Origin of the sequence: Methylorubrum sp. SL192, from assembly GCF_026672325.1 — a bacterium.
Classification (GTDB): domain Bacteria; phylum Pseudomonadota; class Alphaproteobacteria; order Rhizobiales; family Beijerinckiaceae; genus Methylobacterium; species Methylobacterium extorquens.
This window is the reverse complement of record NZ_JAPPQV010000003.1, coordinates 32,908-55,095: the sequence shown is the minus strand read 5'-3', so window position 1 is coordinate 55,095 and position 22,188 is coordinate 32,908. Positions and strand designations below refer to the sequence as shown.

The following is a 22,188-nucleotide window of genomic DNA, read 5'->3' as shown; positions in this document are numbered from 1 at the left end:
CGCATTGCTTGCGGCGCGTTGGCTGATTGTTCCTCCCAAGACCCGGACCGTGCGCTGCCTTGTGGGCTGCGACCATCACGGCGCTGCTTATAGGAAGAACATTTCCCTTTGTCATCAGGGTAGAGACGGTTCGCGGCGCTTTTTTGCAAACCACGCGTCAAACGGCCTTCGCCGGTCCCCGCGAACGCTGCGCGCGGCTGCTTCGCCGGCTTCGTTCCGCCGCATTGCCGGCCGACCCTGTGTTCGCAGGGCGCTTGTGTTTTGCGGGGGCAATGTGTTGTGTGCCTCCGCACGCTGGCCTAGCTCCTCTCCGGCTGCGCCCGCCCGCTTCCAAGGTCGAATGATGCGTCTCTCCCGCTACTTCCTGCCGATCCTGCGCGAGACGCCGAAGGAAGCGGAGATCGTTTCGCACCGCCTGATGCTGCGCGCCGGCATGATCCGCCAGGAGGCGGCCGGCATCTATGCGTGGTTGCCGCTGGGTCTGCGCGTTCTGAACAAGGTCTGCGACGTCGTGCGCGCCGAGCAGGACCGCGCGGGTGCCATCGAGATCCTGATGCCGACGATCCAGGCCGCCGACCTCTGGCGCGAATCCGGCCGGTACGAGGCCTACGGCAAGGAGATGCTGCGCCTGAAGGACCGCCATGAGCGCGAACTGCTCTACGGGCCGACCGCGGAAGAGGTCGTCACCGAGATCTTCCGGGCCAGCACCCGCTCCTACAAGGATCTGCCGAAGAACCTCTACCAGATCTCGTGGAAGTTCCGCGACGAGGTGCGCCCGCGTTTCGGCACCATGCGCTCGCGCGAATTCCTGATGAAGGACGGCTACTCCTTCGACATCGACCAAGCCGCGGCGCGCCACTCCTACAACAAGGTCTTCGTTTCCTACCTCCGGACCTTCGAGAGGCTCGGCCTGCGGGCGATCCCGATGCGCGCCGATACCGGCCCCATCGGCGGCGATCTCAGCCACGAGTTCATCATCCTCGCCAAGACCGGTGAGAGCGAGGTCTTCTGCGATCAGGCCTATCTCGACATGCCGGTACCGCCCCCGTCCGTCGATTTCGACGACGTGGCCGGGCTGCAGGGCGTGGTCGATGCCTGGACCTCGCACTACGCCGCCACCGACGAGATGCACGACGAGGCGGTCTTCGCCGAGGTGCCGGAGGCTTCGCGCCTCTCCGCCCGCGGCATCGAGGTCGGCCATATCTTCTATTTCGGCACCAAGTACTCGACTCCGATGAAGGCGGTCGTCACCGGCCCCGACGGAAGCGAGCGGCCGGTCCATATGGGCTCCTACGGCATCGGCCCGAGCCGGCTCGTGGCGGCGACCATCGAGGCGAGCCACGACGAGGCCGGCATCATCTGGCCGGACGCGATCGCCCCCTTCGACGTGGCGCTGATCAACCTCAAGGTCGGGGATGGCGCCTGCGACACCGCCTGCGCCGAGATCCAGGCGGCCCTCGAGACGGCGGGCCTGTCGGTCCTCTACGACGATCGCGACGAGCGGCCGGGCGCCAAGTTCGCTACCGCGGACCTGATCGGCCTGCCCTGGCAGGTGATCGTCGGCCCGAAGGGTCTGGCCGAGGGTAAGATCGAGCTAAAGCGCCGCGCCAGCGGGGAGCGCGAGACCCTCGATCCCGTCGATCTCCCCGCTCGCATCCGGCGCCTCTGAGGACCGGCCGCGATGGCGCTTGCGTTGGGTAAGGCCGGTGTCTCCTTGAAAGGCGTCCTCGCACGGCTGAAGAACGCCCGCGCGAGCGCCTCCACGCCACCCTTCGCGGGGTTCGAGTGGATCATCGCCGGCCGCTACCTGCGGGCGCGCCGCCGGGGCGGCGGCGTCTCGGTGGTGGCCCTGTTCTCCGTGCTCGGCATCGCGGTGGGTGTGGCCACCCTCATCATCGTGCTCTCGGTGATGAACGGCTTCCGCTCGGAACTGCGCTCCAAGATCATCGGGCTCAACGGCCACGTCTTCGCCGCGCCGATCGACCGGCTGTTCACCGACTACGTCGATCTCTCAGACCGGCTGGAAAAGGTCGCGGGCGTACGCGCTGTGGTGCCGATGGTGCAGGGACAGGCCTTCGCCTCCTCCCCCTATGGCGGCTCCGGCGTCCTGGTCCGCGGCGTGCGCGAATCCGACCTGCCGAAGATCCCCGCCGTCTCCGGCGCGATCAAGGGCGGGACGCTCGAAGGCTTCGACGACGGGCAGGGGGTGGCGCTCGGCAAGCGGCTCGCCGACGCCCTCGGCCTCCAGGCGGGCGATCAGGTGACGCTCTCGACGCCGAAGGGCGCGAGCACGCCGTTCGGCACCGCGCCGCGCACCAAGACCTACGCCGTCAAGGCGATCTTCGAGATCGGCGTGACCGATTTCGACACCACCATGGCCTTCATGCCGCTGGCGGAGGCGCAGGCCTTCTTCAACCGCGACGGCGATGTCAGCGTGATCGAGATCTATCTCGACAATGCCGACGCGGTGGGTGAGATGCGCGAGCCCCTGGAGATGGCGGCCGAGCGCCCGGTGCTGCTGACCGACTGGCGCCAGACCAACCGCACCTTCTTCGGGGCGCTGGAGGTGGAGCGGAACGTGATGTTCCTGATCCTCAACCTCATCGTGATCGTGGCGACCCTCAACATCATCTCAGGGCTCATCCTGCTCGTGCGGGACAAGTCCTCGGACATCGCGATCCTGCGCACCATGGGGGCGACGCCGGGCACGATCATGCGGGTCTTCCTCATCAACGGGGCGCTGATCGGCCTCGTCGGGACGGCGATCGGGCTGATCGGCGGGGTGCTGTTCACCCTCAACATCAAGCCGATCCAGCGCACCCTATTTCCCACCGCCTGGGACCCGACCGTGCGCTTCCTCGCCGAGATCCCGGCCGAGATGAACACGAGCGAGGTCGTCATCATCGTGATCACCTCGGTGCTGCTGTCGCTGGCGGCGACCCTCTATCCCTCCTGGCGCGCCGCCCGGCTCGATCCGGTGCAGGCCCTGCGCTACGGCTGACGGAACGCCCCCAATATGGCTCAGACGAATGCCGGCGGCGCCCAGCCCGTGCCGGCCCTGTTCTTCGCCGGCGTCCAGCGCCGCTACCACCAGGGCGAGGGGACGCTCGAAATCCTGCGCGGCACCGATCTCGCGATCTGGCCCGGGGAACTCGTCGCCCTGGTCGCGCCCTCGGGCGCGGGCAAATCGACCCTGCTCCACGTCGCCGGCCTGTTGGAGCGCCCGGACGGCGGCGAGGTCTATATTGGCGGCCAGCCCACAGCCGGCATGTCGGATGGCGAGCGCACCCGCCTGCGGCGCGAGGAGATGGGCTTCGTCTACCAGTTCCACCATCTGCTGCCGGAGTTCTCGGCGCTGGAGAACGTGGTGCTGCCTCAGCTCATCCGCGGGCTGGCCCGCAAGGAGGCGGAGGCGCGCGCTGCCGAACTCCTCGGCTTCCTCGGCCTGAAGGAGCGGCTGCCGCATCGCCCGGCCGAACTGTCGGGCGGCGAGCAGCAGCGCGTCGCCATCGCCCGCGCGGTCGCCAACGGGCCCCGGCTGCTGCTCGCCGACGAGCCGACCGGCAACCTCGACCCCCAGACCGCGGGCCGGGTCTTCAGCATCCTGCTCCAGCTGGTGCGCGCCTCCGGCCTCGCGGCGCTGATCGCGACCCACAACATGGATCTTGCTGCCCGCATGGACCGCCGCGTGACGATCCGCGACGGGATGATCGAGCAGTTGGCATAGGGGAGCGTCGAGAGCGTCAGCGCAGCGGACTCATCGGCGGGGGTAATCCCGTTTCCGGCGATCCGTCTCGTGCCATCGCACGCATCGCCTCGCTGACGCTCGCGGATCACGACGAGCGGTGCCGCCCCGATCGAAGGCACGCGGCACCTGCCGGCAAAATAGTCCGGTTCAGGAAAAGGGGTCGGTCGGCGGCTTGGAGAGGCGCTACAGCCCGAGGCCGGGGATCGCCTGCGAGAGCCAAGCGAAGGCGCCCATGATGCTGGCGAACAGAGTGTAGACGAAGCCGATCGAGATCCCGACGCCGACGCCGCCGATCAACAGGCCGATCAGCACCACGAACCCGTCGCGCTCCACCAGTCCGAGGCCGATCAGCGAGACCGCGAGCCCGAGCGGGATCTGGCCGAAGAAGGGCGGGGCCACGATGAGCGCCAGCGCCAGCGCCAGGATCAGCACGCCCATGCCGCGCATGCCGACGGCACCGTCGAACACGCTCAGGCGCGGGCGCGACCAGCGCTCCAGCCGGCGCAGCAGGGGCACCGCCCGCTTCACCGCTTTCGCCACCGTTTCGCGGGCAATCGACTGATCGAGCAGCCGACGCGGCAGCCATGGGGCGGACATGCCGGCCACGATCTGAATGGCGATGACGAGCAGGACCAGACCGCAGACCAGCGGGATCGGCGGCGGCATCGGCAGGCAGTTGGGCAGGCCGAGCAGAACCACGAGCAGCGCGAAAGCGCGGTCCCGCAGCACGGCGATGATGTCGCCGACGGTCAGACGCTCGCTCTCCTGGCTCGCAAGCATCGTGAGAACGTCGGAAGTGCGCGCAGCGGAGGACAAACCGGCTCGGCCGTTGGATTTTTCGGTAAGCGCGGCTCTAGCCCAACCCAGCCCATCCGCCAAGCGCTCCGACCGGCGCGCGCGTGCCGTGCCACACGGGGCCTTTCCACGCTCAGGTTGTTGAAATCGCCGGCGTAGTTATTTCAAGTAAATCAGAACCGTTAACTTATCTTAAGTTGTAAATTTCTCTTAACTATAGCCGGTTGCTGTGACAACCATTGGTCGTTCCGCCGATGACTGCGCGACCTCCAATGTCGAAACGCGCATCCTCCCGTGATGGTTTGCGACACCCGGCTCCGTCCGGGCGGGCCGCAAGCCGTCGCGCACTCGCTGCCCTCGCCCCGTTCGTGATCCTCGCCTGTGACCCGGCCCGCGCTGACGATGCGAGTCTTCGGACGGTCCTGTTCGGCAGCATGGATGCCGGCGCATCCACGTTTTCCGCAGCCGGAGCGAAGCTCGTCTTCGATCGGTTCGACCGCGATGGCCCCGTCGCCCTGGTGACGGCCGGGGGCGGCGTGCGGCTGGAGGGCGGAGGCGGCATGCCGGTCCTGATGCGCTTCACCGCCCTCGGCGCGGCCCTCGGCGGCTACCAGTTCATCCGGGAATGGGGAGCGGTGACGGTGTTCGCCGGCCCGGAAGCCTCCTGGGAGGCGCTGTCCGGCCCCGGCTTCGTGCAGGCGCTGCCCCTGCGGGCGGGTTTTCGCCTGCACGGCGAGGTCTGGGCACGACCAACCGAGACGACCCTGATGACCGCCACCGTGATCCTCGGCTCTGCCCGCGGCGACGCCTATGCCCGGCTGTCCTGGGGCACCGCGCTGTTCGGCGCGTATCTCGGCCCGGAGGCGGCCATCTACGGCGACCAGACCGATTACCGGAAGTGGAGCCTCGGGCTGCATGTCACCGACTACGCGATGGGCGGCTACCGCTTCCGCCTCTCGGCCGGAGGCCAACTCGAGACGCCGCTCAACCAGTGGAACCCCTACGTCTCCCTCGCCGTCTGGAGCGCGCTTTGAGGCATCATACCGAAAGCCGCCGCCACGGTTCGGGACGATGCGTGAGGCCGGCTTACCCCTTGGTCCGCAGTGAGGAGCGCCCGCCATCGACGCCGATCACCTGCCCCGTGACGTAGCCCGCCTCCGGGCCGACGAGGAAGGCGGCGAGTGCGGCGACATCCTCGGGCTCGCCGAGGCGCTGGAGCGCGTGCATCGACGCGATGCCGGAGGCCAGCGTCGCGTTGCGGGTGATGGCCTTGGCGAGCGGCGTACGGGTCAGCGAGGGGGCGACGACGTTCACCCGGATCGCGGGCGCGAGTTCCGCCGCCAGCGAGAGGGCGAGCCCCTCGACCGCGCCTTTGGCCATGGCGACCGAGGCATGGTGCGAGAAGCCCTGCGCGACGGCGACGGTGGAGAACAGCACCACGCCCGTGCTTGCCTCTCCCGCTCCGGCCTTGAGCGCGGGGGCCGCTGCCTGCACCGCCAGAAAGGCACCGAGCGCGTTGATGCGGAAATCAGACTCGATGCGCGCTGGGTCGAGCTTGGCCAAAGGCGCGAGCTGGATCGTGCCGACCGCGTAGACGAGGCCGCCGAGGGGCGGGCCCGCCTCCGAGGCGACGCGCGGAAACAGGTCGGGATCGGTGACGTTGCCCGCGGTGAAGCCGGTATCGCCGAGTTCGGAGGCCGCTCGTTCCAGGCGTTCCGGATCGCGGCCGACGAGGTGGAGGGCCGCGCCCCGTCCGCGCAGGGCCCGTGCTGTGGCCAGGCCGATGCCCCCGGTTCCGCCGTAGATCACGACCCGTTCCATGAAGCCCCCTGTCGGGCGGCGTCCACCCGACGATTTCGCCCAAAGATTTCGCCGGTGCCTGAAATCCACTAGCTAAGGCGGAGCCGGTCGGCGTGGAGCCGATCACAGCCGCCGCGCCTTGCGCCGAACGTCGCAGGGCGGCCAGCCACGGGACGCCTCTGCCCATGAAATTCGCCTTTGCCGGCATCGACTTCCTCGGCGGCGTGTTCGACGGGCTGATCGAAGCCGGCTGGACGCCGGTGAAGCTGTTCACCCGGCCCTGCGACGGCATCTACGATCACAACGAGGTCGTGGTGGCCCAGGCCCGGCGCCACCGCATCCCGATCCAGCTCTCGCGAATGCTGCCCGACGACATTGAGCGGCTCGCACACGAGCACGGCCGCGACGTGGTCCTCGTCGTCTCCGGTTATCCCTGGCTCGTGCGGGGTTGGCACGGGCGAGTGCGCTATGCCCTCAATCTCCACCCCTCACCGCTGCCGACGGGGCGGGGCCCCTATCCGCTCTTCAAGGCGGTTCTCGACGGCTACGAGAGCTGGGGCGTCACCGCCCACGTGCTCGCCGAGCAGGGCTTCGACACCGGCGACATCCTCGCCCAGGACATCTTCCCCCTCGACGGTGACGAGACCCACGAGACGCTGCTCACCAAGTGCCAGATGGCGGCCCGCCGCCTCGCCCTCGGGCCGATCGGGAAGGATCTGGCCGAGCGCTGGCGCAAGGCGGAACCGCAGGGCGACGGCTCCTACTGGCCGCGGGTGAACGACGCCGACCGCACCCTCGACTTCCACAAGGACGTCGCCGCGGTGCTGCGCCGCGTGCGCGCCTTCGGCACGATCGAGACCATCGCCCGGCTCGGCAACGCCCGCATCTTCGTCGCCGCCGCCGACGGCTGGCAGGAGGCCCACCGCCACGCCCCCGGCACCGTGGTGCACCGCTACCGCCGCCAGGTCGTCGTGGCCGCCCGCGACGGCTACGTGCAGTTCACCCGCTGGAGCCAGGTGCCGCTCAACGAAGCCGGGCAAATCGGACGCTGACTCGATGCCGCCGATGCGCCGTAAGGGCGATCTCCCTCAGAAGATGTGCGCCCAGTGCGGCCGTCCCTTCGCGTGGCGCAAGAAGTGGGAGCGGGTCTGGGACGAGGTGCGCTACTGCTCCGACCGCTGCCGGACGGAGGCGAAGCGCGAGCCTCGCAAGAGCTGAATCCTACCTCAGCCCTCCAGTGCCTCCGGGGTGTCGACGTCGAAGATCACCGCCGGATCGGCCGGCAACTCCAGCACGTCGCCGCGCCGCTTCAGGATCGGGCCGGCCCCACGATCGCCGGTCAGCGCGGCGAGGTCGGCACCGAGGCGGGCGAGGTCGAGCAGAACCGGATTGCCGCGGCGCCCATCGCACACCGGCACCACGGCCGAGGGGCGTGGCGTCGCTTCGGTATAGGCTGCGATCAGCGCATCGATATGCGCCGGCCCGATCCGCGGCATGTCGCCGAGCAGCACCACCGCCGCCTCGGTCTTCGGCGGCAGGGCGGCGAGGCCGAGACGCAGCGAGGTCGAGAGGCCGGCGGCGGGGTCGGGGTTCTCGACCAGCCTCAATTCGAGCCCGGCCAGGGCGGCTCGCACCGCCTCGGCATGGGCGCCGAGCACCGCGACGACCGGCCCGGCGCGCGAGGCCAGGGCGGCTTCGGCGGCGCGACGCACCATCGGCCGGCCGGCATAGGGCGCGAGCATCTTCGCGGCCTGCCCGAAGCGGGAGCCGAGGCCGGCGGCGAGGATTACCGCGCCGATGCGCGGCTCAGACCCCGTCACCGCCCGACCTCGGTTGACCGCGCAGGGGGATCTCGGTGAGCAGGCCGCCGACGCCGAGGCGTACGATATCGGCCCGCGTCACGGGAAGCCCCGCGAGCAGGCGGTGGAGGACGAAGTCGAAGCCGTTCTCCTTGGGCGAGCGGGCGCAGCCCGGCGCGCCGATCACCGGCACGGCGCCGAGGGCGCCGAGCAGGAGCAGGTTGCCGGGATCGACCGGCATGCCGAACTGCTCGACCCGGCCGCCCGCCGCCTCCAGCCCGGCCGGAATCACATCGCGCCGGTCGGCGATGGCCGAGGCGCCGAACACCACGACCAGCTCCGCCCCCTCCGCCGCCGCCCCGGCGATGGCGCCCGCGACCGCGCCGGCCTCGTGCCGCACGCGGGTCTCGGCGACGATCCGCGCCCCCGTCGGCGCCAGCCGGTCGGCGAGAACGCGCAGGGTTTTGGTGACGGTTGCCGGCTTCAGGCCGGGCAGCAGGGTCGAGACGACGCCAATCCGTTCCAGACGATAGGGCGCGAGCCGCATCGGCGGCGCGTCGGCGGCGGCGAGCGCCCGCTCCAGCGGCGCGGCGGCGACCGCGTAGGGGATGATCTTCACCGTCGCGACCATCTCGCCCGCCGCCACCGGCCGGAAGGCCGGCAGGGTCGCCACCGTGATCGCCTCGTCCACGGCGTTGACGGCGTCGATGCCGGCCGGCTCGACCACGAACAGGCCCGCGGCTTGCGCGAACAAATTGCAGCGCCCGGTGAACGGAGCTTCCGCGCGCAGGCCCGCCCCGGCGAGATGCTGGGCGAGGCGAGCTGCCGCCGCATCCTCGCCGACATCGCCGGGATCGAGCCGGACGGCCAGAATCTCGGGGATGCCGGATTCGGCGAGCCGTAGGGCCTCCTCGGCGGGGATCGGCCGGCCCTTCTTCAGGCTCGCGCCCTCGGCGCGCACGGTATGGGCGGCGATGAGCCCCGCGCTGTCGCGGGTCGCTACGGGTCCGAACTGCATGGGCTCAGCGTCCCGCCGCCGCGTTGGGGCCTTTGATGCGATCCTGGCGCAGGGTCGCGACGAGCTGGGCGAGGATCGACAGCGCGATTTCCGCGGGCGAGACCGCGCCGATGTCGAGCCCGATCGGCGCGTGAATCCGGCCGATTGCTGCTTCGTCGAACCTCGCCTCCTTCAGCCGCTCGACGCGCCGGGCATGGGTCTTTCGCGAGCCCAGCGCGCCGATATAGGCGCAGTCCGCGTGCAGGGCCGCGACGAGGGCGGGGTCGTCAATCTTCGGATCGTGGGTGAGCGCAGCCAAAGCCGTGTAGGCGTCGAGCGGGCCGATCTCGGCGAGTGCCTTGTCCGGCCATTCCGCGATCAGGCGCACGCCGGGAAACCGCTCCGGGCTGGCGAAGGCCGTGCGTGGATCGATCACCGTGAGGTCGAGGCCGAGCTGGCTCGCGAGCGGCACCAGCGCCTGGGAAATGTGCACGGCGCCGATGACGACGAAGCGCACCGGCGGGACGTGGACGGCGACGAAGACCGGGCGCCCGTCCGGCCCCTCATCGAGGCCGCTGCGGCCGCTGCGCAGGCGCTCGCGCAGCAGGGGGGCAAGCGGGTCGGCGTCGATCTCGGCGGCGCGCACGAGGCGCTGACCGCCATCCGCGGGATCGGTGACGATCAGGGCCGGGCGGCGCGCCGCGCGCTCCGCGTTGAGGGCCGACAGGGTGTCGAGGCGCATGGGGGTCTCGGGAAGCGATAGAGCAAGTCGGGTTTCGGCTCGAAGAAACGGCGGAGCCACGCGGCCTTCGTTCCAACTCACGTCCTCATCCTGAGGTGCCGCGAAGCGGCCTCGAAGGATCTTCCAGGGATCGCGCGGCCTCTGGAGGATCCTTCGAGGCCTCCGCTTCGCTGCGGCACCTCAGGATGAGGCGGTGGGTGGGATCGGCGCAGGCGCGTAGGGCTCAGTCGATGCGTTCGACGAAGACGCGGATGCGGCCGCCGCAGGAGAGGCCGGCCCGCCACGCGGTCTCGTCGGCGACGCCGAATTCCAGGGTGCGCGGGCGCCCGTCCTCGATCACGTCGAGCGCCTCGGTGATGACCTCGCCTTCGACGCAACCGCCGGAGACCGAGCCGAGGAAGCGGCTGTCACCGTCGATGACGAGATGGCTACCGACCGGGCGCGGCGCCGAGCCCCAGGTCTCGATCACGGTGGCGAGCGCGACCGCGCGGCCCTCGCGTCGCCAGCCCTCGGCGGCGCGCAGGATGTCGTCCTCGGTGGAGAGCATGGGGTTCACGTCCTGAAACTACCGGTTCCGCCGCCCCCGACCGTCCCGTTACCGGAGAGGTAGGCCTGTCGGCGCGTTCCGCAATGCGGCCAACCGTGGCGCTTGCAACGCCATCGGGTGGACTTCATCAAGGTCTCGGAATTTTCCGGCGGCCGGACGGGAGCTTGGTGTGTCGAAGCGGAGCGCGTTGGCAACCTTTCTCGTCCTGACGCTCGCAGGCCCCGTCGGCGCCGCCGAGCCGCTGAAGATCGGGCTCGCCGCGCCGTTGAGCGGGCCGGATGCCGGGTTCGGCCAAGGGGCACGGCTCGGCGCCGAGCAGGCGGTCGCCGAGATCAATCGCACCGGCGGGGTGATGGGGCGCAAGCTCCAGCTCGTGGTGCAGGACGATGCCGCCGACCCGAAACAGGCGGTGGCGGTCGCGCGCAAGTTCGCCGGCAGCGGCGTGCGCTTCGTCATCGGCCCGCTCACCTCGGGCGCCGCCGCCGCGGCCAGTTCGGTCTATGAGGAGGCCGGCATCGTCTCGGTCACCCCCGGTGCGACCTGGGCCCCGCTGACCCGCCGCGGCGCCGGCCTGCTGTTCCGCCTCGCGGGCAGCGACGCGCAGCAGGGCGCGCTCGGCGGCACGCTGCTCGCCGAGCGGTTCCGCGGCAAGTTGGTTGCCATCGTCCACGACAAGACCAGCTTCGGTCGCGGGCTCGCCGACGAGGCCGCCCGCGCCCTCAAGGCCCGCGGCGGGCAGGAGCGCCTGTTCGAGGGCGTCTCGCGCGACGACCGCGAGATCGCGGCGCTCGTCGCCAAGCTGCGGGCGCTCGGGATCGAGGCGATCTATTTCGGCGGTCTGTCGGCCCCGGCCGGAGCGCTGATCCGGGCGATGCGCGAGGCCGGCCTGTCGACGCAGGTGATCGGCAGCGACGGGCTGCTCGATAGGGACTTTTCGCAGGTTCCCGGCGCCGAGGGCACGCTGATGACGGTGGCGCCCGCGCCGCCCCGCCTGCCCGAGCCGAGGGGCGCCAAGACACCGCGGAGTGCGGAGGCCGAGATGTTCGCAGGCCCGGCCTACGCGGCGGTCGAGGTCGTGCGGCAGGGGATCGAGGGCGCGCGCTCGGACGAGCCGGCCAAGGTCGCGGCCTTCCTGCATGGCGGCGCCACCGTGCGGACGGTGCTCGGCGAGGTGGCGTTCGACGCAGGCGGCGATCTCGTGAAGCCGCCGTTCTCGGTCAGCGCATGGCGCCGGCTTCCCGACGGGCGGCTCGACTTTGCCGGCAACGACGTCACGCCATGAGCCGGCGGAGGCCGCAAAATTCCACCCGGCGTTGAGGTTAAGCGGACCTTGCGTGGCGGATATTCTTGCACAAACCGCGTCCGACGCTTAAGTCGCAGGATTGGTGCCCTTCGCGAAACACCCGTCGTGCCGCTTGTCCGGCCGGAGGGAGGACTCCCCGATCCGGGAGTTTCGCGAAAGGCACCCGACGCCCGGCATCGCTGACGCCTCTCGTCCCGAGCGGATCGGACCCGCAGCGCCGCGCGTTTCGCACGATAGACCGATTTTTTGATTTTGCCGGAGCGCCCCGTGCAGGCAGCCCGGCCGGAGATAGATGTATGGCAAAAGAGGAATTGATGCAGTTCGACGGCTTGGTCGTCGAGATCCTGCCGGACGCGCGCTACCGCGTGCAGCTGGACCAGGGTCACGAGATCGTCGCCTACACGGCCGGCAAGATGAAGAAGAACCGCATCAAGACCCTGGCCGGCGACCGCGTCACCGTCGAGATGTCGCCCTACGATCTGGAGAAGGGCCGCCTCGTGTTCCGTCACAAGGACGAGCGTTCCGGTCCGCGTCCGCCCCAGCGCGGCGGCCAGCAGTTCCGTCGCCGCTAACGGCGTCGAACCCCTTTCGGTTCGATCGAGCTTGCCGAGCGGCGCCCCACAGGGCACCGCCCGAAAGTCCCAAAAATTACTTCCCGAACCGCTCAAATTTCGGGAAGCTGCGGGTCATCAGCGTGCCGGCATCGGACCGGTGGCCCATCCACTTCTCCAGCATGCCCGCATTGGCCAGCCGCGCCTGACCCGAGCCGTCGCGCCAGGGCAGACCTTCCGCCAGCGTGAAGACGCAGGCATCCGCAAGCTGGCTCTGGCGGCAGCGCTGCAGGCGCACGCCCTTGCCGCGGCCGAGTTCTGTGACTTCGGAAGCCGGGAAGACCAGCATCAGCTTGTCGGATGAGCAGATGGCGACGTGGTCGCCCTCGGCCGGCACCAGCAGCACCGCGCGCGTCCCCTCGTCGAGGCCGAGGATCGCCTTGCCCTTCCGGGTGTTGGCGACCAGCGCGTCGGAGGGCGCGATGAAGCCGCGCCCGTCCGAGCCGCCGACGAGCAGCTTGCTCTCCGGCTTGTAGGGCAACGCCGCGACGATCTCGGTGCCGTCGTCGAGATCGACCATCAGCCGCACCGGATCGCCGAAGCCGCGCCCGCCGGGCAGCTTCGAGGCCTCGATGGTGAAGACCTTGCCGTTCGAGGCGAGCAGCAGGATTTTTGCTGTGGTCTCGCTGAGGAAGGCGACCTTGAGGGTGTCGTCACCCTTGAAGGTGACGCCCGAGAGATCGGCGACGTGCCCCTTCAAGGCGCGGATCCAGCCCTTCTCGGACAGGATCACCGTGATCGGCTCGCGCTCGACCATGGCGGCGGTGAAGTCGATCCCGGCGGTGTCGGGCGGATTCTCCAGGGTGGTGCGACGCTTGCCGAGTTTGGTCTCGGGCCCGAAGGTCTTCTTCACCGCGCGGATCTGCTTGGTGATCTCGGTCCATTGGAGCTTCTCGGAGGCCAGCAACCCCTCGATCCCCTCCTTCTCCGCGGTTAGCGCCTCGAACTCGCGCTTCAGCTCCATCTCTTCGAGCTTGCGCAGGGAGCGCAGGCGTGTGTCGAGGATCGCGTTGGCCTGGACCTCGGTGAGGTCGAACCGGGCCATCAGGGCGGCCTTCGGCTCGTCCTCCTCACGGATGATGCGGATCACCTCGTCGAGGTCGAGATAGACGATGAGCAGGCCGCCGAGGATTTCGAGGCGGCGCTCGATCTGGCCGAGGCGGTAGCTCGAGCGTCGCTGGAGCACGACGCGGCGGTGATCGACCCACTCGCGCAGGCACTCGGCGAGACCGATGACCCGGGGCACGACGCCGCCGACGAGGACGTTGAGGTTCAGCGGAATCCGCGATTCCAGCTCGGAGAGCCGGAACAGCGACTCCATCAGCATCACCGGATCGACCGAGCGCGAGCGCGGCTCCAGCACGACGCGCACATCCTCCGCCGATTCGTCGCGCACATCGGCGAGCAGCGGCAGCTTCTTCTCCTGAAGCAGGTCGGCGAGTTTCTCGATGAGGCGGGCCTTCGGCACGCCGTAGGGAATCTCGGTGACGACGATGTTCCAGGTGCCGCGGCCGAGATCCTCCTTGGCCCAGCGCGCGCGGACCCGGAACCCGCCGCGGCCGGTGCGGTAGGCCTCGCGGATGCTCTCGGCTGAGTCGATCAGGATGCCGCCGGTGGGAAAGTCCGGCCCCTGCACGAAGGTGCAGAGCTGCTCGGAGGTCGCCTCGCGGTTCTGGATCAGGTAGAGCGCCGCGTCGCAGAGTTCGGCGGCGTTGTGCGGCGGGATCGAGGTCGCCATGCCGACCGCGATGCCCTGGCTGCCGTTGGCGAGCAGGTTCGGAAAGGCCGCCGGCAGGACGATCGGCTCCTCCTTCTCGCCGTTATAGGAGGCGCGGAAATCGACCGTGTCCTCGTCGATCCCGTCGAGCAGCAGGCGGGCGACTTCCGTCAGCCGCGCCTCGGTGTAGCGGTAGGCCGCCGGACCGTCGCCATCGATGTTGCCGAAATTCCCCTGGCCGTCGACCAGCGGGTAGCGCTGGGCGAAATCCTGGGAGAGGCGCACCAGCGCGTCGTAGATCGCTTGGTCGCCGTGCGGGTGGAAGTCACCCATCACGTCGCCGACGATCTTCGCGCACTTCTTGAAGGCCGAGGTCGGGTCGAGCCGCAGCAGGCGCATGCCGTAGAGGATGCGCCGGTGCACGGGTTTCAGCCCATCACGGGCATCGGGCAGCGCGCGCTGCATGATCGTGGAGAGCGCATAGGCATAGTAGCGCTCCTCCAGCGCCGTCTTCAGCTCGACGCTCTCGATGCCGTCGCTTGGCGGCGGCAGGACGGGCTGGCCCATCACTCACTCCACATCGTCAGTTCAGTCCGGGCGCCGACCCTGCGTCGGCGTCCGCCACCGCTTCCCGTCTTGACGGGTCACGGCGCCTTTCGAAACGCACCAGAACATAACACGAACACGGTCAACTCTGGCCAGTGCCGAGTGCGACGAATCGTGCGCGTTCCTGCGGCGTGTCTTGCGCCCGCGGGCGCCAGACATGCTGTTCGAGGAAATACCCCGTCAAGGTAAACCCCTCCCGAACGTCGTGGGTGTCGGGCGTGCGCCAGCCGCTGCCGGGCTGGTCGCGGTCGCGCAGGAAGGGTGGAAGCGGCAGCAGGCGATCGCGGAAAGGCTCGCCGGCCGAGGCGCTGACCGCGCGCCCGCTCTTCGGCGAGACGTAGACTAGGGCATCGTTGGCGCCCGTGGCCGCGCAATGCGAGAGGTCGAGGCCGAAGCCGAGCCCGGCGAGCAGCGCCAGTTCGAACCGCACCATCAGCGCGGGGGCGATCTCAGGGTCGTCGAGATGGGCGATCAGGATCTGCGCCGCCTCGTAGAGCGCCGGATGCGGATCGCGCTCGGGCAGGAGCCGCAGCAGCGCCGAGAGATGCGCAACACCGTAGAGCGCGAGACCCGAATCCATCAGCCGCGAGGCGTTCAGGGTCAGCGGCTCGACCGCGTAGGCGCCGAGCGCCCCGTCGAGCCGCGCCCGCCACGTCGCGCGAAGCGTGTTGCCGGGCTGGAGCATCGGCTGCATCCGCCGCGAGCGCCCGCCATGGACGAGCCCGAGATGGCGCCCGTGCTCCGGCGTCATCAGTTCGAGCACGACCCCGGTCTCGCCGTGCTTGCGCAGGCCGATCACCAGGCCATCGTCGATCCATTGCATGGGAGAGAGATAATCATTCCGATGCCGGAGCGGGACTGCTTTGCACGCCGAAATCGGGTGGCGATCGCGAATCCATTTCCCGCCCTGATCGAAACCGCTACGCTTTTCCCGCAAAGGGAGATTCGTCGATGGTCGGGCGGCGCGGCGGGGTGGTGCTGGCGATGGTCCTCGCGGTCGGCGGCTGCACCGCGACCGCCGGCCCGCCTTCGCCCTCCGCCTCCACCGACACGGTCCGCGAGCGGATCGCCGCGCTGGCCCTGCGGCAGGTCGCCTTCGGCTCGGTCTCGCTGATCCCGGTGCGGTTCGCACATAGCCGGATCGCCGGCCCGTTCGAGGATGGCGGGCGCCGGCTCTACTGCGTCTCGACCCGGATGAGCGGACGCACCTTCGGCAAGCCGGAGCGGCCCAAGCTCGTGGTGCGGGAGGAGGGCGGCGCCCTCACCGTCCTGCGCGACGAGGAGGAGACCTGCGAGGGGCACCGTAGCGAGCCGTTTGCGGAGCTGGATTCGCCCGTCAGCTGAGACGATTGTCAACCTGTGCCGCATGGGCGAACTCATCGCGCCTCCTGCCGAGGTGCCGAGCGACAGCTCGGCCTCAAAGCATGCCGGAACGGCCGATCCCACGGAGCCGGTTCAGCTGAAGCGTCGCGGCGTGCTTCGAGGTGGCTGGCGCGGCACCTCAGCATGAGGGCCGTTGGGAGACGACCGAACAGGCGGTGGCACCGGGGTTGCGCTCACGCCCCCAAAAGTGATCCGCTCAAGCGCAATGGCTTCCCGTCCCCTGTCGCTTTCCCGCGACCTCATCGCCCGTGCCCATCCCGACACCGTCCCCGATGATGAGACCGCACTGACGCTGCTCTCGGACGCTGACCTTGCGCCCGAACTCGCGGCGATGCTGGCGCGCCGCGCTTCCCCCGAGGGCGGGCTGTGGGTGTTCGCCTACGGCTCGCTGCTGTGGAACCCGGAATTCGCCTTTACCGAGCAGCGGCTCGGCACGCTGCGGGGCTGGCACCGCCGGTTCTGCCTGTTGCAGCGGCGCTTTCGCGGCACGCCGGAGAATCCGGGCTTCGTGCTGGGACTCGACCGGGGCGGGATCTGCCGCGGCGTCGCCTTCCGCCTGGACGATGCCGACCCGCATGCCATCCTGATGCCGGTCTGGCGGCGGGAGATGAAGGGCAAGGGCTACGAGGGCCGCTGGGTCTCAGTGGAGACGTCGGACGGGCCGGTCACGGCGCTGACCTTCATGGTGAACCGGCAGAGTGACCGCTACACCGGCCGCCTCTCGGATGCCGAGATCGCGGACAAGATCGCAACGGCCTGCGGGCATCTCGGCCCGAGCGCCGAGTATCTGCTCCGCACCGTGGAGGCCTGCGCCCGACTCGGCATCCACGACCGGCACCTGTGGTCGCTCCAGGCGCTCGTGGCCGAGCGCCTGCGGGAGCGGCGCGCGGCCTGCGCGTAGTTCTCGCCTCCGTCATTGCGAGGCGAGGCGTCAGCGATCCAGGGCGCGAGCGTGCCGGACCGGGCACGCCGCGGCTGGACGGCTTCGCCCCGCTCGCCCTGACGGACGTGCAAGAAGACTACTGCCCGTCGATCCGCGCGCCGAGGAGCGCGATGGCGCGCTGGTAGACGCCGGCGGCGTTCCAGCCCTGGATCGCGGCGAAGTTCGGCTCGCCGGGCTGGTAGCCCGCGCCGCGCTGCCAGCCGTGACCCTTCAGGAAGTTGGCGGTGGAGTTCAGCGCGACCGGCGCGCTGTCGAGGCTGCCGCCGACGCCGTAGGTCAGGACGTTCTTGGGCAGGAACTGGGTGTGGCCGACTTCGCCATGGGCCGCACCGCGGGTGGCGGGGGTCAGCACGCCGCTATCGACGAGCTTGAGCGCCGCGTAGAGCTGATCGGTGAAGTAGGCCGAGCGGCGGCAATCGTAGGCCAGCGTCGCCACCGCCGAGAGGGTGTTGACGTTGCCCTTCACCGCACCGAAGCCGGTCTCCATGCCCCAGATCGCCAGGAGCGGGCCCGGCGGCACGCCGTAGCGCTGCTCGATCGAGGCGAACAGCGCGGCGTTCTGCGCTTTGAGGGCGCGCCCGCGAGAGACGATGGTGTTGCCGCCGCGCTTGGCCAGGAACTGGTCGAGCGAGAGCTTGAAGCTCTTCTGGCCGCGATCGGCCGAGATGGTCGCGGTGGAGTAGGACGTGTTGGCGAGTGCCGCGAGCGAGGCCGGGCTCGCCCGGCCCTTGGCCTCGGCGGCGAACTCGTCCTTCCAGGCCTCGAAGCCGGCGGCATTGTTGCCGCACTGCGCCGCCTGCGCCGTGCCGGCCAGCCCCATCAGGGCGGCGACGGCAACCATTCTCAAACCGTGTCCGGTCATTCCACACTCCATCAGGCGGCGGCCTCACGCGGCGCCGCGGCAATCACAGGGCTTCGGCCGTTGCGCGGCACCGGGCGAGCCCCAACCATCGGAGCCCACGCCCGTTACCTTGAGTTCGGACGAACCATACCTTGGCAGAATCACCGAGCTGTGGCGGCGGTGAGGCACGAAAGGCCCTGCAACGCCACTATCCTGCGGACATGATTGGATTGGTTACCGGCAGATTGCAGCCGATCCCGCTCGGAATGCCTCACGAAACGCCCGATCACCGATCGTCTTCCCTCGGGGCAGGGCGGTGCAGCGGGCGTCTTGTGAGAGACACTCAGTTCACCTCGACCTGCACCACCCCCGGCACGGCACGCAGCGCACCCGCGACCTGCGGGGTCGCCTGGTAGCGATCCTTCAGCCGCACCTCGACCTCGCGCTCGCCGCCATCGAGGATGAGGATCAGCGAAACTTCGCCCTCGCCGCGCAGGGTCAGGCGCTGCTGCACCGAACTCAAGGCGCGGTCGTCGCGCAGGAAGATGCGCATGCCCTTCTGGTGGCGGGCGGCGGCCTGATCGAGCGGTTCGGCGGTGGTGATGCGGGCGCGCACGTCCTCGCCCTCCAGGTTGGCCTGGATCGTCAGCACCAGCGGGCGGCCGGGCTCGAGGATGTCGCGGTACTGGTTCAGCCCCTCGGAGAAGATGATCGCCTCGAAGTGGCCGGTCTGATCCGAGAGGATGACGATGCCGAGCTTGTTGCCGCTCTTCGTGCGGCGCTCCGAGCGGTCGAGCACCGAGGCGGCGATCCGCCCGACGCTGGCCGTGCCCGCCCGCACCGCCCGGCAGAAATCGGCCCAGGACTGGACCCGCAGCTTTTCGAGGATCGGCCCGTACTCGTCGAGCGGATGGCCCGAGAGGAAGAAGCCGATGGCGTCGCATTCGCGCTTGAGCTTGTCGGTATGCGTCCAGAACTCGTGCGGCGGGATGCGTAAAGCCACATCCACCGAGGCGACGCCGCCGAACATGTCGGTGATGCCCGAGGTCTCGGCCTCGGCCGCACCCTGGGCCATCTTCATCATCGGCTCGACCGCGGCCCAGGCCCGCGCGCGATCGGGCTCGATGCAGTCGAGCGCGCCGGCCGCGATCAGGTTTTCCAGCGTGCGCTTGTTGACGTGGCGCGGGTTCAGGCGCCGGGCGAAGCAGGCGAGGTCCTTGAACGGCTTGTCGCCGCGCGCGGCCACGATCGACTCCACCGCCGAGCGGCCGACGCCCTTGATCGCGGCGAGCGCGTAGAGGATGCGCCCCTCCCGCACGTCGAACACCACGCCCGAGGTGTTCACCGACGGGGGCTCGACCGTGATCTTCAGGCGCTGTGCGTCCTGTCGGAATTCGGCGAGCTTGTCGGTGTTGTCGATGTCGAGGGTCATGGCCGCGGCCAGGAACTCGACCGGATGGTTCGCCTTCAGATAGGCGGTCTGGTAGGTCACCAGCGCGTAGGCGGCCGCGTGGGACTTGTTGAAGCCGTAATCGGCGAACTTGGCCAGCAGGTCGAAGATCTCGTCGGCCTTGGCCTTGGTCAGGCCGTTCTCGGTGCAGCCCTTCACGAAGCGGTCGCGCTGGGCGTCCATCTCCGCCTTGATCTTCTTACCCATGGCACGGCGGAGCATGTCGGCCTCGCCCAGCGTGTAGCCGGCGAGAACCTTGGCGACCTCCATCACCTGCTCTTGGTAGACGATGATCCCGAAGGTCTCCTTCAGGATCGGCTCCAGCATCGGGTGCGAGTACCAGCTCGCCTCGTTGCCGGCGTCACGCCCGAGCTTGCGCTCGCAATAGACCGGGATGTTGGCCATCGGGCCCGGCCGGTAGAGCGCCACCAGCGCGATGATGTCCTCCAGGCGGTCGGCCTGCATCTCGCAGAGCGCCTTGCGCATGCCGGCGGATTCCACTTGGAACACCGCGACGGTCTCGCCGCGGCCCATCGGCTCGTAGGTCTTCTTATCGTCGAGGGGGATCTGGGCGAGATCGACCTCGATGCCGCGCTGCTTGAGCAGATCCGTGCAGCACCGCAGCATGGTGAGCGTCTTGAGGCCGAGGAAGTCGAACTTCACGAGGCCGGCCTGCTCGACCCACTTCATGTTGAACTGGGTCACCCGCATGCCCGTCTTCGGGTCTCGGTAGAGCGGCACCAGCTCTTCGAGGGGGCGGTCGCCGATCACCACGCCGGCGGCGTGGGTCGAGGCGTGGCGGTGCAGGCCCTCCAGCTTCTTCGAGATCTCGATGAGGCGGGCGACGATCGGCTCCTCCTCGATCGCCTGCTGCAGCTTGGGCTCGCCCTCGATGGCTTGCGCCAGCGTCACGGGGTTGGCCGGGTTCTGGGGTACGAGCTTCGTTAGCTTGTCGACCTGCCCGTAGGGCATTTCCAGCACGCGGCCGACGTCGCGCAGCACGCCGCGGGCGAGCAGCGTACCGAAGGTGATGATCTGCCCGACCTGCCGCTCGCCGTAGCGCTGCTGCACGTAGCGGATCACCCGTTCGCGGCCCTCGACGCAGAAGTCGATGTCGAAGTCCGGCATCGAGACGCGTTCGGGGTTGAGGAAGCGCTCGAACAGCAGGCCGAAGCGCAGCGGGTCGAGGTCGGTGATGAGGAGCGACCACGCCACCAGTGAGCCCGCACCCGAGCCGCGGCCCGGCCCCACGGGAATGTCGTGGTCCTTGGCCCACTTGATGAAGTCCGAGACGATCAGGAAGTAGCCCGGGAACTTCATCTTGACGATGACGTCGAGCTCGAACTTCAGCCGCGCGCGGTAATCCTCCTCCGTGAAGCCCGGCGCGGTGCCGTGCTGCTTCAAGCGCAGCTCCAGCCCGGCCTCGGCCTGTCGGCACAGCTCGGTCGGCTCGTCGGCGGCCACCGCCTGAACCGGCGTCTCGGCGGCTTCGGCCAGTGCGTCGGCCATGGGCGGCGCCTCGCCCGCGGCGACGCTGGCGAAGTTCGGCAGGATCGGTTTGCGGGTTCGCGCCCGGTAAGAGCAGCGCATGGCGATCTCGACGGAGGCCGAGAGCGCGTCCGGCAGATCGCGGAACAGCTCCATCATCGCGGCGCGCGTGGTGAAGGCGTGGCGCGGGGTGAGCCGGCGGCGGCGCTCGTCGGAGACGAGGCGGCCCTCCGCGATGGCGAGCAGCGCGTCGTGCGCGTCGTAATCGCCGGGCTTGGCGAAGAACGGCTCGTTGGTGGCGACGATGCCGAGACCGTTCGTGTCCGCGAGCCGCAGCAATTCGCGCTCGACGGCGCGCTCATCGTCGAGGCCGTGGCGCTGGATCTCGACGTAGAGATGCTCCTCGCCGAACGCCCCTTTCAGGATCTCCAGGCGGCGCGCGGCCTGATCGACGCGGCCGGCACGCAGGCTGGTGTCGAGCGGCCCCGAGAGCCCGCCGGTGAGACCGATCAGCCCCTCGACGTTGCCCTCCAGCGCCGAGACGGCGAGGTTGGGCGCGGCGCCGAGCGGACCGTCGAAATGCGCCCGGCTGCCCAGACGCAGCAGGTTGCCGTAGCCGGTCTCGTCCTGGGCGAGCAGCACGATGTTGGCGCAGCCGGCCTGGGGCAGGCGCGCCATCGGGTCCGGCGCCTCGAAGCAGATCGTGAGCTGCAGGCCCGCGATCGGCTGGATCCCCGCCTTGGCGGCGTATTCGGAGAATTCCAGCGCCCCGAACAGGTTGTTGGTGTCGGTGAGCGCGAGCGCGGGCTGCCGGTCGGCCGCGGCCGCCTTGACGAGATCACCCGCCTTCACCCCGCCTTCGAGCAGCGAGTAGGACGAGTGGACATGGAGGTGGACGAAGCCGACCTCTTTGAGTGTGCGCGCCATGGAGGACCCTGCTCGGAGCCCGCTAAGATCGCCGCTCCATGCCTTCCGAGTCTGTCACCAAGGCGCCGCACCGCAGGCGATATCCACCGTTCTTCGAGCTTGACGCCGAACGGATGGACGAGGCGGGCGGAAACCGCCTGTCCGTCACCTTTTCCTGTGAGCAACGCAGCCGACACCGGAACAAACCGCGCTCGAACGCGGACCTTTAATGAATCGGCGCCAAGGCTACCGCCCAGAGCGCGACCGCTCCGAAGAGCAGGCCAAAGGCAGTGAACTCGACGAGGCTGGTGAAGAGCACACGCTTGGTCATCGCTTCCACTCCCTGTTGATGGAGTGATCTTTGTTCCTGCTTTGTTCTGTGTAAAGCCTCGGGATCGAACCACGCGTTGGAATGGTGAACGATGTGTTGCCGGTGCCACGGTGGCCGCCGGCGGACGCCGCAACGCCCGGTCACGCAGCCGGTCGCTGCCTTCGCTCTGCGGGGCGCATCC

Annotated in this window: 20 protein-coding genes; 10 read left to right on the top strand and 10 right to left on the bottom strand. The window is 69.4% G+C overall.

Features of this window, described 5'->3' with window-relative positions:
• Positions 1–343 precede the first annotated feature (343 nt).
• From proS to OVA30_RS01265, 3 genes are read left to right on the top strand one after another with little or no spacing between them, the layout of a single operon-like run.
• The gene (proS, locus tag OVA30_RS01275; RefSeq protein ID WP_003598172.1) at positions 344–1,669 is read left to right on the top strand and encodes a proline--tRNA ligase; all 1,326 of its coding nucleotides are present in this window, start codon (positions 344–346) and stop codon (positions 1,667–1,669) included.
• Positions 1,670–1,681: 12 nt separating this feature from the next.
• Positions 1,682–3,001: a lipoprotein-releasing ABC transporter permease subunit gene (locus OVA30_RS01270; RefSeq protein ID WP_147018984.1), complete on the top strand. Its 1,320-nt coding sequence runs from the start codon at positions 1,682–1,684 to the stop codon at positions 2,999–3,001.
• Between the two features lie 15 nt (positions 3,002–3,016).
• Entirely contained in the window at positions 3,017–3,727 is a 711-nt protein-coding gene (locus OVA30_RS01265) for an ABC transporter ATP-binding protein (RefSeq protein WP_003598168.1), read from the top strand.
• Between the two features lie 204 nt (positions 3,728–3,931).
• On the opposite strand, the gene OVA30_RS01260 is transcribed toward OVA30_RS01265, so the two are convergent.
• Complete coding sequence (locus tag OVA30_RS01260; RefSeq protein ID WP_256371270.1) at positions 3,932–4,564, bottom strand: exopolysaccharide biosynthesis protein; 633 nt, start codon at positions 4,562–4,564, stop codon at positions 3,932–3,934.
• Positions 4,565–4,815: 251 nt separating this feature from the next.
• Here OVA30_RS01260 and bcsS point away from each other — a divergent pair, with 251 nt between their 5' ends.
• The gene (gene bcsS, locus OVA30_RS01255) at positions 4,816–5,577 is read left to right on the top strand and encodes a cellulose biosynthesis protein BcsS (protein ID WP_326493602.1); all 762 of its coding nucleotides are present in this window, start codon (positions 4,816–4,818) and stop codon (positions 5,575–5,577) included.
• Positions 5,578–5,629: 52 nt separating this feature from the next.
• On the opposite strand, the gene OVA30_RS01250 is transcribed toward bcsS, so the two are convergent.
• Positions 5,630–6,364, bottom strand: coding sequence for an SDR family NAD(P)-dependent oxidoreductase (locus tag OVA30_RS01250; protein WP_268174324.1), 735 nt, complete (start codon positions 6,362–6,364; stop codon positions 5,630–5,632).
• A 164-nt stretch (positions 6,365–6,528) separates the two neighbouring features.
• Here OVA30_RS01250 and OVA30_RS01245 point away from each other — a divergent pair, with 164 nt between their 5' ends.
• Both OVA30_RS01245 and OVA30_RS01240 read left to right on the top strand, forming a co-directional pair.
• Positions 6,529–7,395, top strand: coding sequence for a methionyl-tRNA formyltransferase (locus OVA30_RS01245; protein WP_015950009.1), 867 nt, complete (start codon positions 6,529–6,531; stop codon positions 7,393–7,395).
• Positions 7,396–7,399: 4 nt separating this feature from the next.
• Positions 7,400–7,561: a DUF2256 domain-containing protein gene (locus tag OVA30_RS01240; RefSeq protein ID WP_268174323.1), complete on the top strand. Its 162-nt coding sequence runs from the start codon at positions 7,400–7,402 to the stop codon at positions 7,559–7,561.
• An 8-nt stretch (positions 7,562–7,569) separates the two neighbouring features.
• Here the strand turns inward: OVA30_RS01240 and OVA30_RS01235 are convergent, their stop codons facing one another.
• From OVA30_RS01235 to OVA30_RS01220, 4 genes are all read right to left on the bottom strand, one after another.
• Positions 7,570–8,163, bottom strand: coding sequence for a nucleotidyltransferase family protein (locus OVA30_RS01235; RefSeq protein WP_268174322.1), 594 nt, complete (start codon positions 8,161–8,163; stop codon positions 7,570–7,572).
• Complete coding sequence (locus OVA30_RS01230; RefSeq protein ID WP_268174321.1) at positions 8,150–9,160, bottom strand: molybdopterin-binding protein; 1,011 nt, start codon at positions 9,158–9,160, stop codon at positions 8,150–8,152. Before OVA30_RS01230 ends, OVA30_RS01235 begins: the two co-directional genes overlap by 14 nt.
• A 4-nt stretch (positions 9,161–9,164) precedes the next feature.
• Positions 9,165–9,881, bottom strand: coding sequence for an XdhC family protein (locus OVA30_RS01225; RefSeq protein ID WP_268174320.1), 717 nt, complete (start codon positions 9,879–9,881; stop codon positions 9,165–9,167).
• A 223-nt stretch (positions 9,882–10,104) separates the two neighbouring features.
• On the bottom strand, positions 10,105–10,428 hold the full coding sequence (locus OVA30_RS01220) for an XdhC family protein (RefSeq protein WP_012452917.1): 324 nt from the start codon (positions 10,426–10,428) through the stop codon (positions 10,105–10,107).
• Positions 10,429–10,597: 169 nt separating this feature from the next.
• Here OVA30_RS01220 and OVA30_RS01215 point away from each other — a divergent pair, with 169 nt between their 5' ends.
• Together OVA30_RS01215 and infA are read left to right on the top strand one after the other, a co-directional pair.
• The gene (locus OVA30_RS01215) at positions 10,598–11,710 is read left to right on the top strand and encodes a branched-chain amino acid ABC transporter substrate-binding protein (protein WP_326493601.1); all 1,113 of its coding nucleotides are present in this window, start codon (positions 10,598–10,600) and stop codon (positions 11,708–11,710) included.
• A gap of 317 nt (positions 11,711–12,027) precedes the next feature.
• Positions 12,028–12,303: a translation initiation factor IF-1 gene (infA, locus tag OVA30_RS01210; protein ID WP_003600463.1), complete on the top strand. Its 276-nt coding sequence runs from the start codon at positions 12,028–12,030 to the stop codon at positions 12,301–12,303.
• A 76-nt stretch (positions 12,304–12,379) separates the two neighbouring features.
• On the opposite strand, the gene parC is transcribed toward infA, so the two are convergent.
• On the bottom strand, positions 12,380–14,626 hold the full coding sequence (gene parC, locus OVA30_RS01205; RefSeq protein ID WP_268174316.1) for a DNA topoisomerase IV subunit A: 2,247 nt from the start codon (positions 14,624–14,626) through the stop codon (positions 12,380–12,382).
• Between the two features lie 121 nt (positions 14,627–14,747).
• The gene (gene recO / locus OVA30_RS01200; protein ID WP_056458137.1) at positions 14,748–15,488 is read right to left on the bottom strand and encodes a DNA repair protein RecO; all 741 of its coding nucleotides are present in this window, start codon (positions 15,486–15,488) and stop codon (positions 14,748–14,750) included.
• Between the two features lie 128 nt (positions 15,489–15,616).
• On the opposite strand from recO, the gene OVA30_RS01195 reads away from it, so the two are divergent.
• Both OVA30_RS01195 and OVA30_RS01190 read left to right on the top strand, forming a co-directional pair.
• Positions 15,617–16,009, top strand: coding sequence for a hypothetical protein (locus OVA30_RS01195; protein ID WP_268174315.1), 393 nt, complete (start codon positions 15,617–15,619; stop codon positions 16,007–16,009).
• 244 nt (positions 16,010–16,253) lie between these two features.
• Positions 16,254–16,949 (top strand): gamma-glutamylcyclotransferase, encoded by a 696-nt coding sequence (locus OVA30_RS01190; protein WP_268174314.1) that lies wholly within the window; start codon positions 16,254–16,256, stop codon positions 16,947–16,949.
• A gap of 118 nt (positions 16,950–17,067) precedes the next feature.
• Here the strand turns inward: OVA30_RS01190 and OVA30_RS01185 are convergent, their stop codons facing one another.
• A complete protein-coding gene (locus tag OVA30_RS01185) occupies positions 17,068–17,853 on the bottom strand; it encodes a lytic murein transglycosylase (protein WP_015821633.1) in 786 nt (261 codons plus the stop codon).
• 322 nt (positions 17,854–18,175) lie between these two features.
• A complete protein-coding gene (gene dnaE / locus OVA30_RS01180) occupies positions 18,176–21,697 on the bottom strand; it encodes a DNA polymerase III subunit alpha (RefSeq protein ID WP_003600454.1) in 3,522 nt (1,173 codons plus the stop codon).
• Positions 21,698–22,188: the final 491 nt, after the last annotated feature.

What these genes read in the sequence shown, in the direction of transcription:
- dnaE (WP_003600454.1), bottom strand. Translation starts at nt 21,697, where the DNA reads ATGGCGCGCACACTCAAAGAGGTCGGCTTCGTCCACCTCCATGTCCAC.
- bcsS (WP_326493602.1), top strand. Translation starts at nt 4,816, where the DNA reads ATGTCGAAACGCGCATCCTCCCGTGATGGTTTGCGACACCCGGCTCCG.
- OVA30_RS01240 (WP_268174323.1), top strand. Translation starts at nt 7,400, where the DNA reads ATGCCGCCGATGCGCCGTAAGGGCGATCTCCCTCAGAAGATGTGCGCC.
- OVA30_RS01270 (WP_147018984.1), top strand. Translation starts at nt 1,682, where the DNA reads ATGGCGCTTGCGTTGGGTAAGGCCGGTGTCTCCTTGAAAGGCGTCCTC.
- OVA30_RS01190 (WP_268174314.1), top strand. Translation starts at nt 16,254, where the DNA reads ATGGCTTCCCGTCCCCTGTCGCTTTCCCGCGACCTCATCGCCCGTGCC.
- OVA30_RS01225 (WP_268174320.1), bottom strand. Translation starts at nt 9,881, where the DNA reads ATGCGCCTCGACACCCTGTCGGCCCTCAACGCGGAGCGCGCGGCGCGC.
- OVA30_RS01195 (WP_268174315.1), top strand. Translation starts at nt 15,617, where the DNA reads ATGGTCGGGCGGCGCGGCGGGGTGGTGCTGGCGATGGTCCTCGCGGTC.
- recO (WP_056458137.1), bottom strand. Translation starts at nt 15,488, where the DNA reads ATGCAATGGATCGACGATGGCCTGGTGATCGGCCTGCGCAAGCACGGC.
- OVA30_RS01185 (WP_015821633.1), bottom strand. Translation starts at nt 17,853, where the DNA reads ATGACCGGACACGGTTTGAGAATGGTTGCCGTCGCCGCCCTGATGGGG.
- OVA30_RS01265 (WP_003598168.1), top strand. Translation starts at nt 3,017, where the DNA reads ATGGCTCAGACGAATGCCGGCGGCGCCCAGCCCGTGCCGGCCCTGTTC.
- infA (WP_003600463.1), top strand. Translation starts at nt 12,028, where the DNA reads ATGGCAAAAGAGGAATTGATGCAGTTCGACGGCTTGGTCGTCGAGATC.
- OVA30_RS01220 (WP_012452917.1), bottom strand. Translation starts at nt 10,428, where the DNA reads ATGCTCTCCACCGAGGACGACATCCTGCGCGCCGCCGAGGGCTGGCGA.
- proS (WP_003598172.1), top strand. Translation starts at nt 344, where the DNA reads ATGCGTCTCTCCCGCTACTTCCTGCCGATCCTGCGCGAGACGCCGAAG.
- OVA30_RS01250 (WP_268174324.1), bottom strand. Translation starts at nt 6,364, where the DNA reads ATGGAACGGGTCGTGATCTACGGCGGAACCGGGGGCATCGGCCTGGCC.
- OVA30_RS01230 (WP_268174321.1), bottom strand. Translation starts at nt 9,160, where the DNA reads ATGCAGTTCGGACCCGTAGCGACCCGCGACAGCGCGGGGCTCATCGCC.
- parC (WP_268174316.1), bottom strand. Translation starts at nt 14,626, where the DNA reads ATGGGCCAGCCCGTCCTGCCGCCGCCAAGCGACGGCATCGAGAGCGTC.
- OVA30_RS01245 (WP_015950009.1), top strand. Translation starts at nt 6,529, where the DNA reads ATGAAATTCGCCTTTGCCGGCATCGACTTCCTCGGCGGCGTGTTCGAC.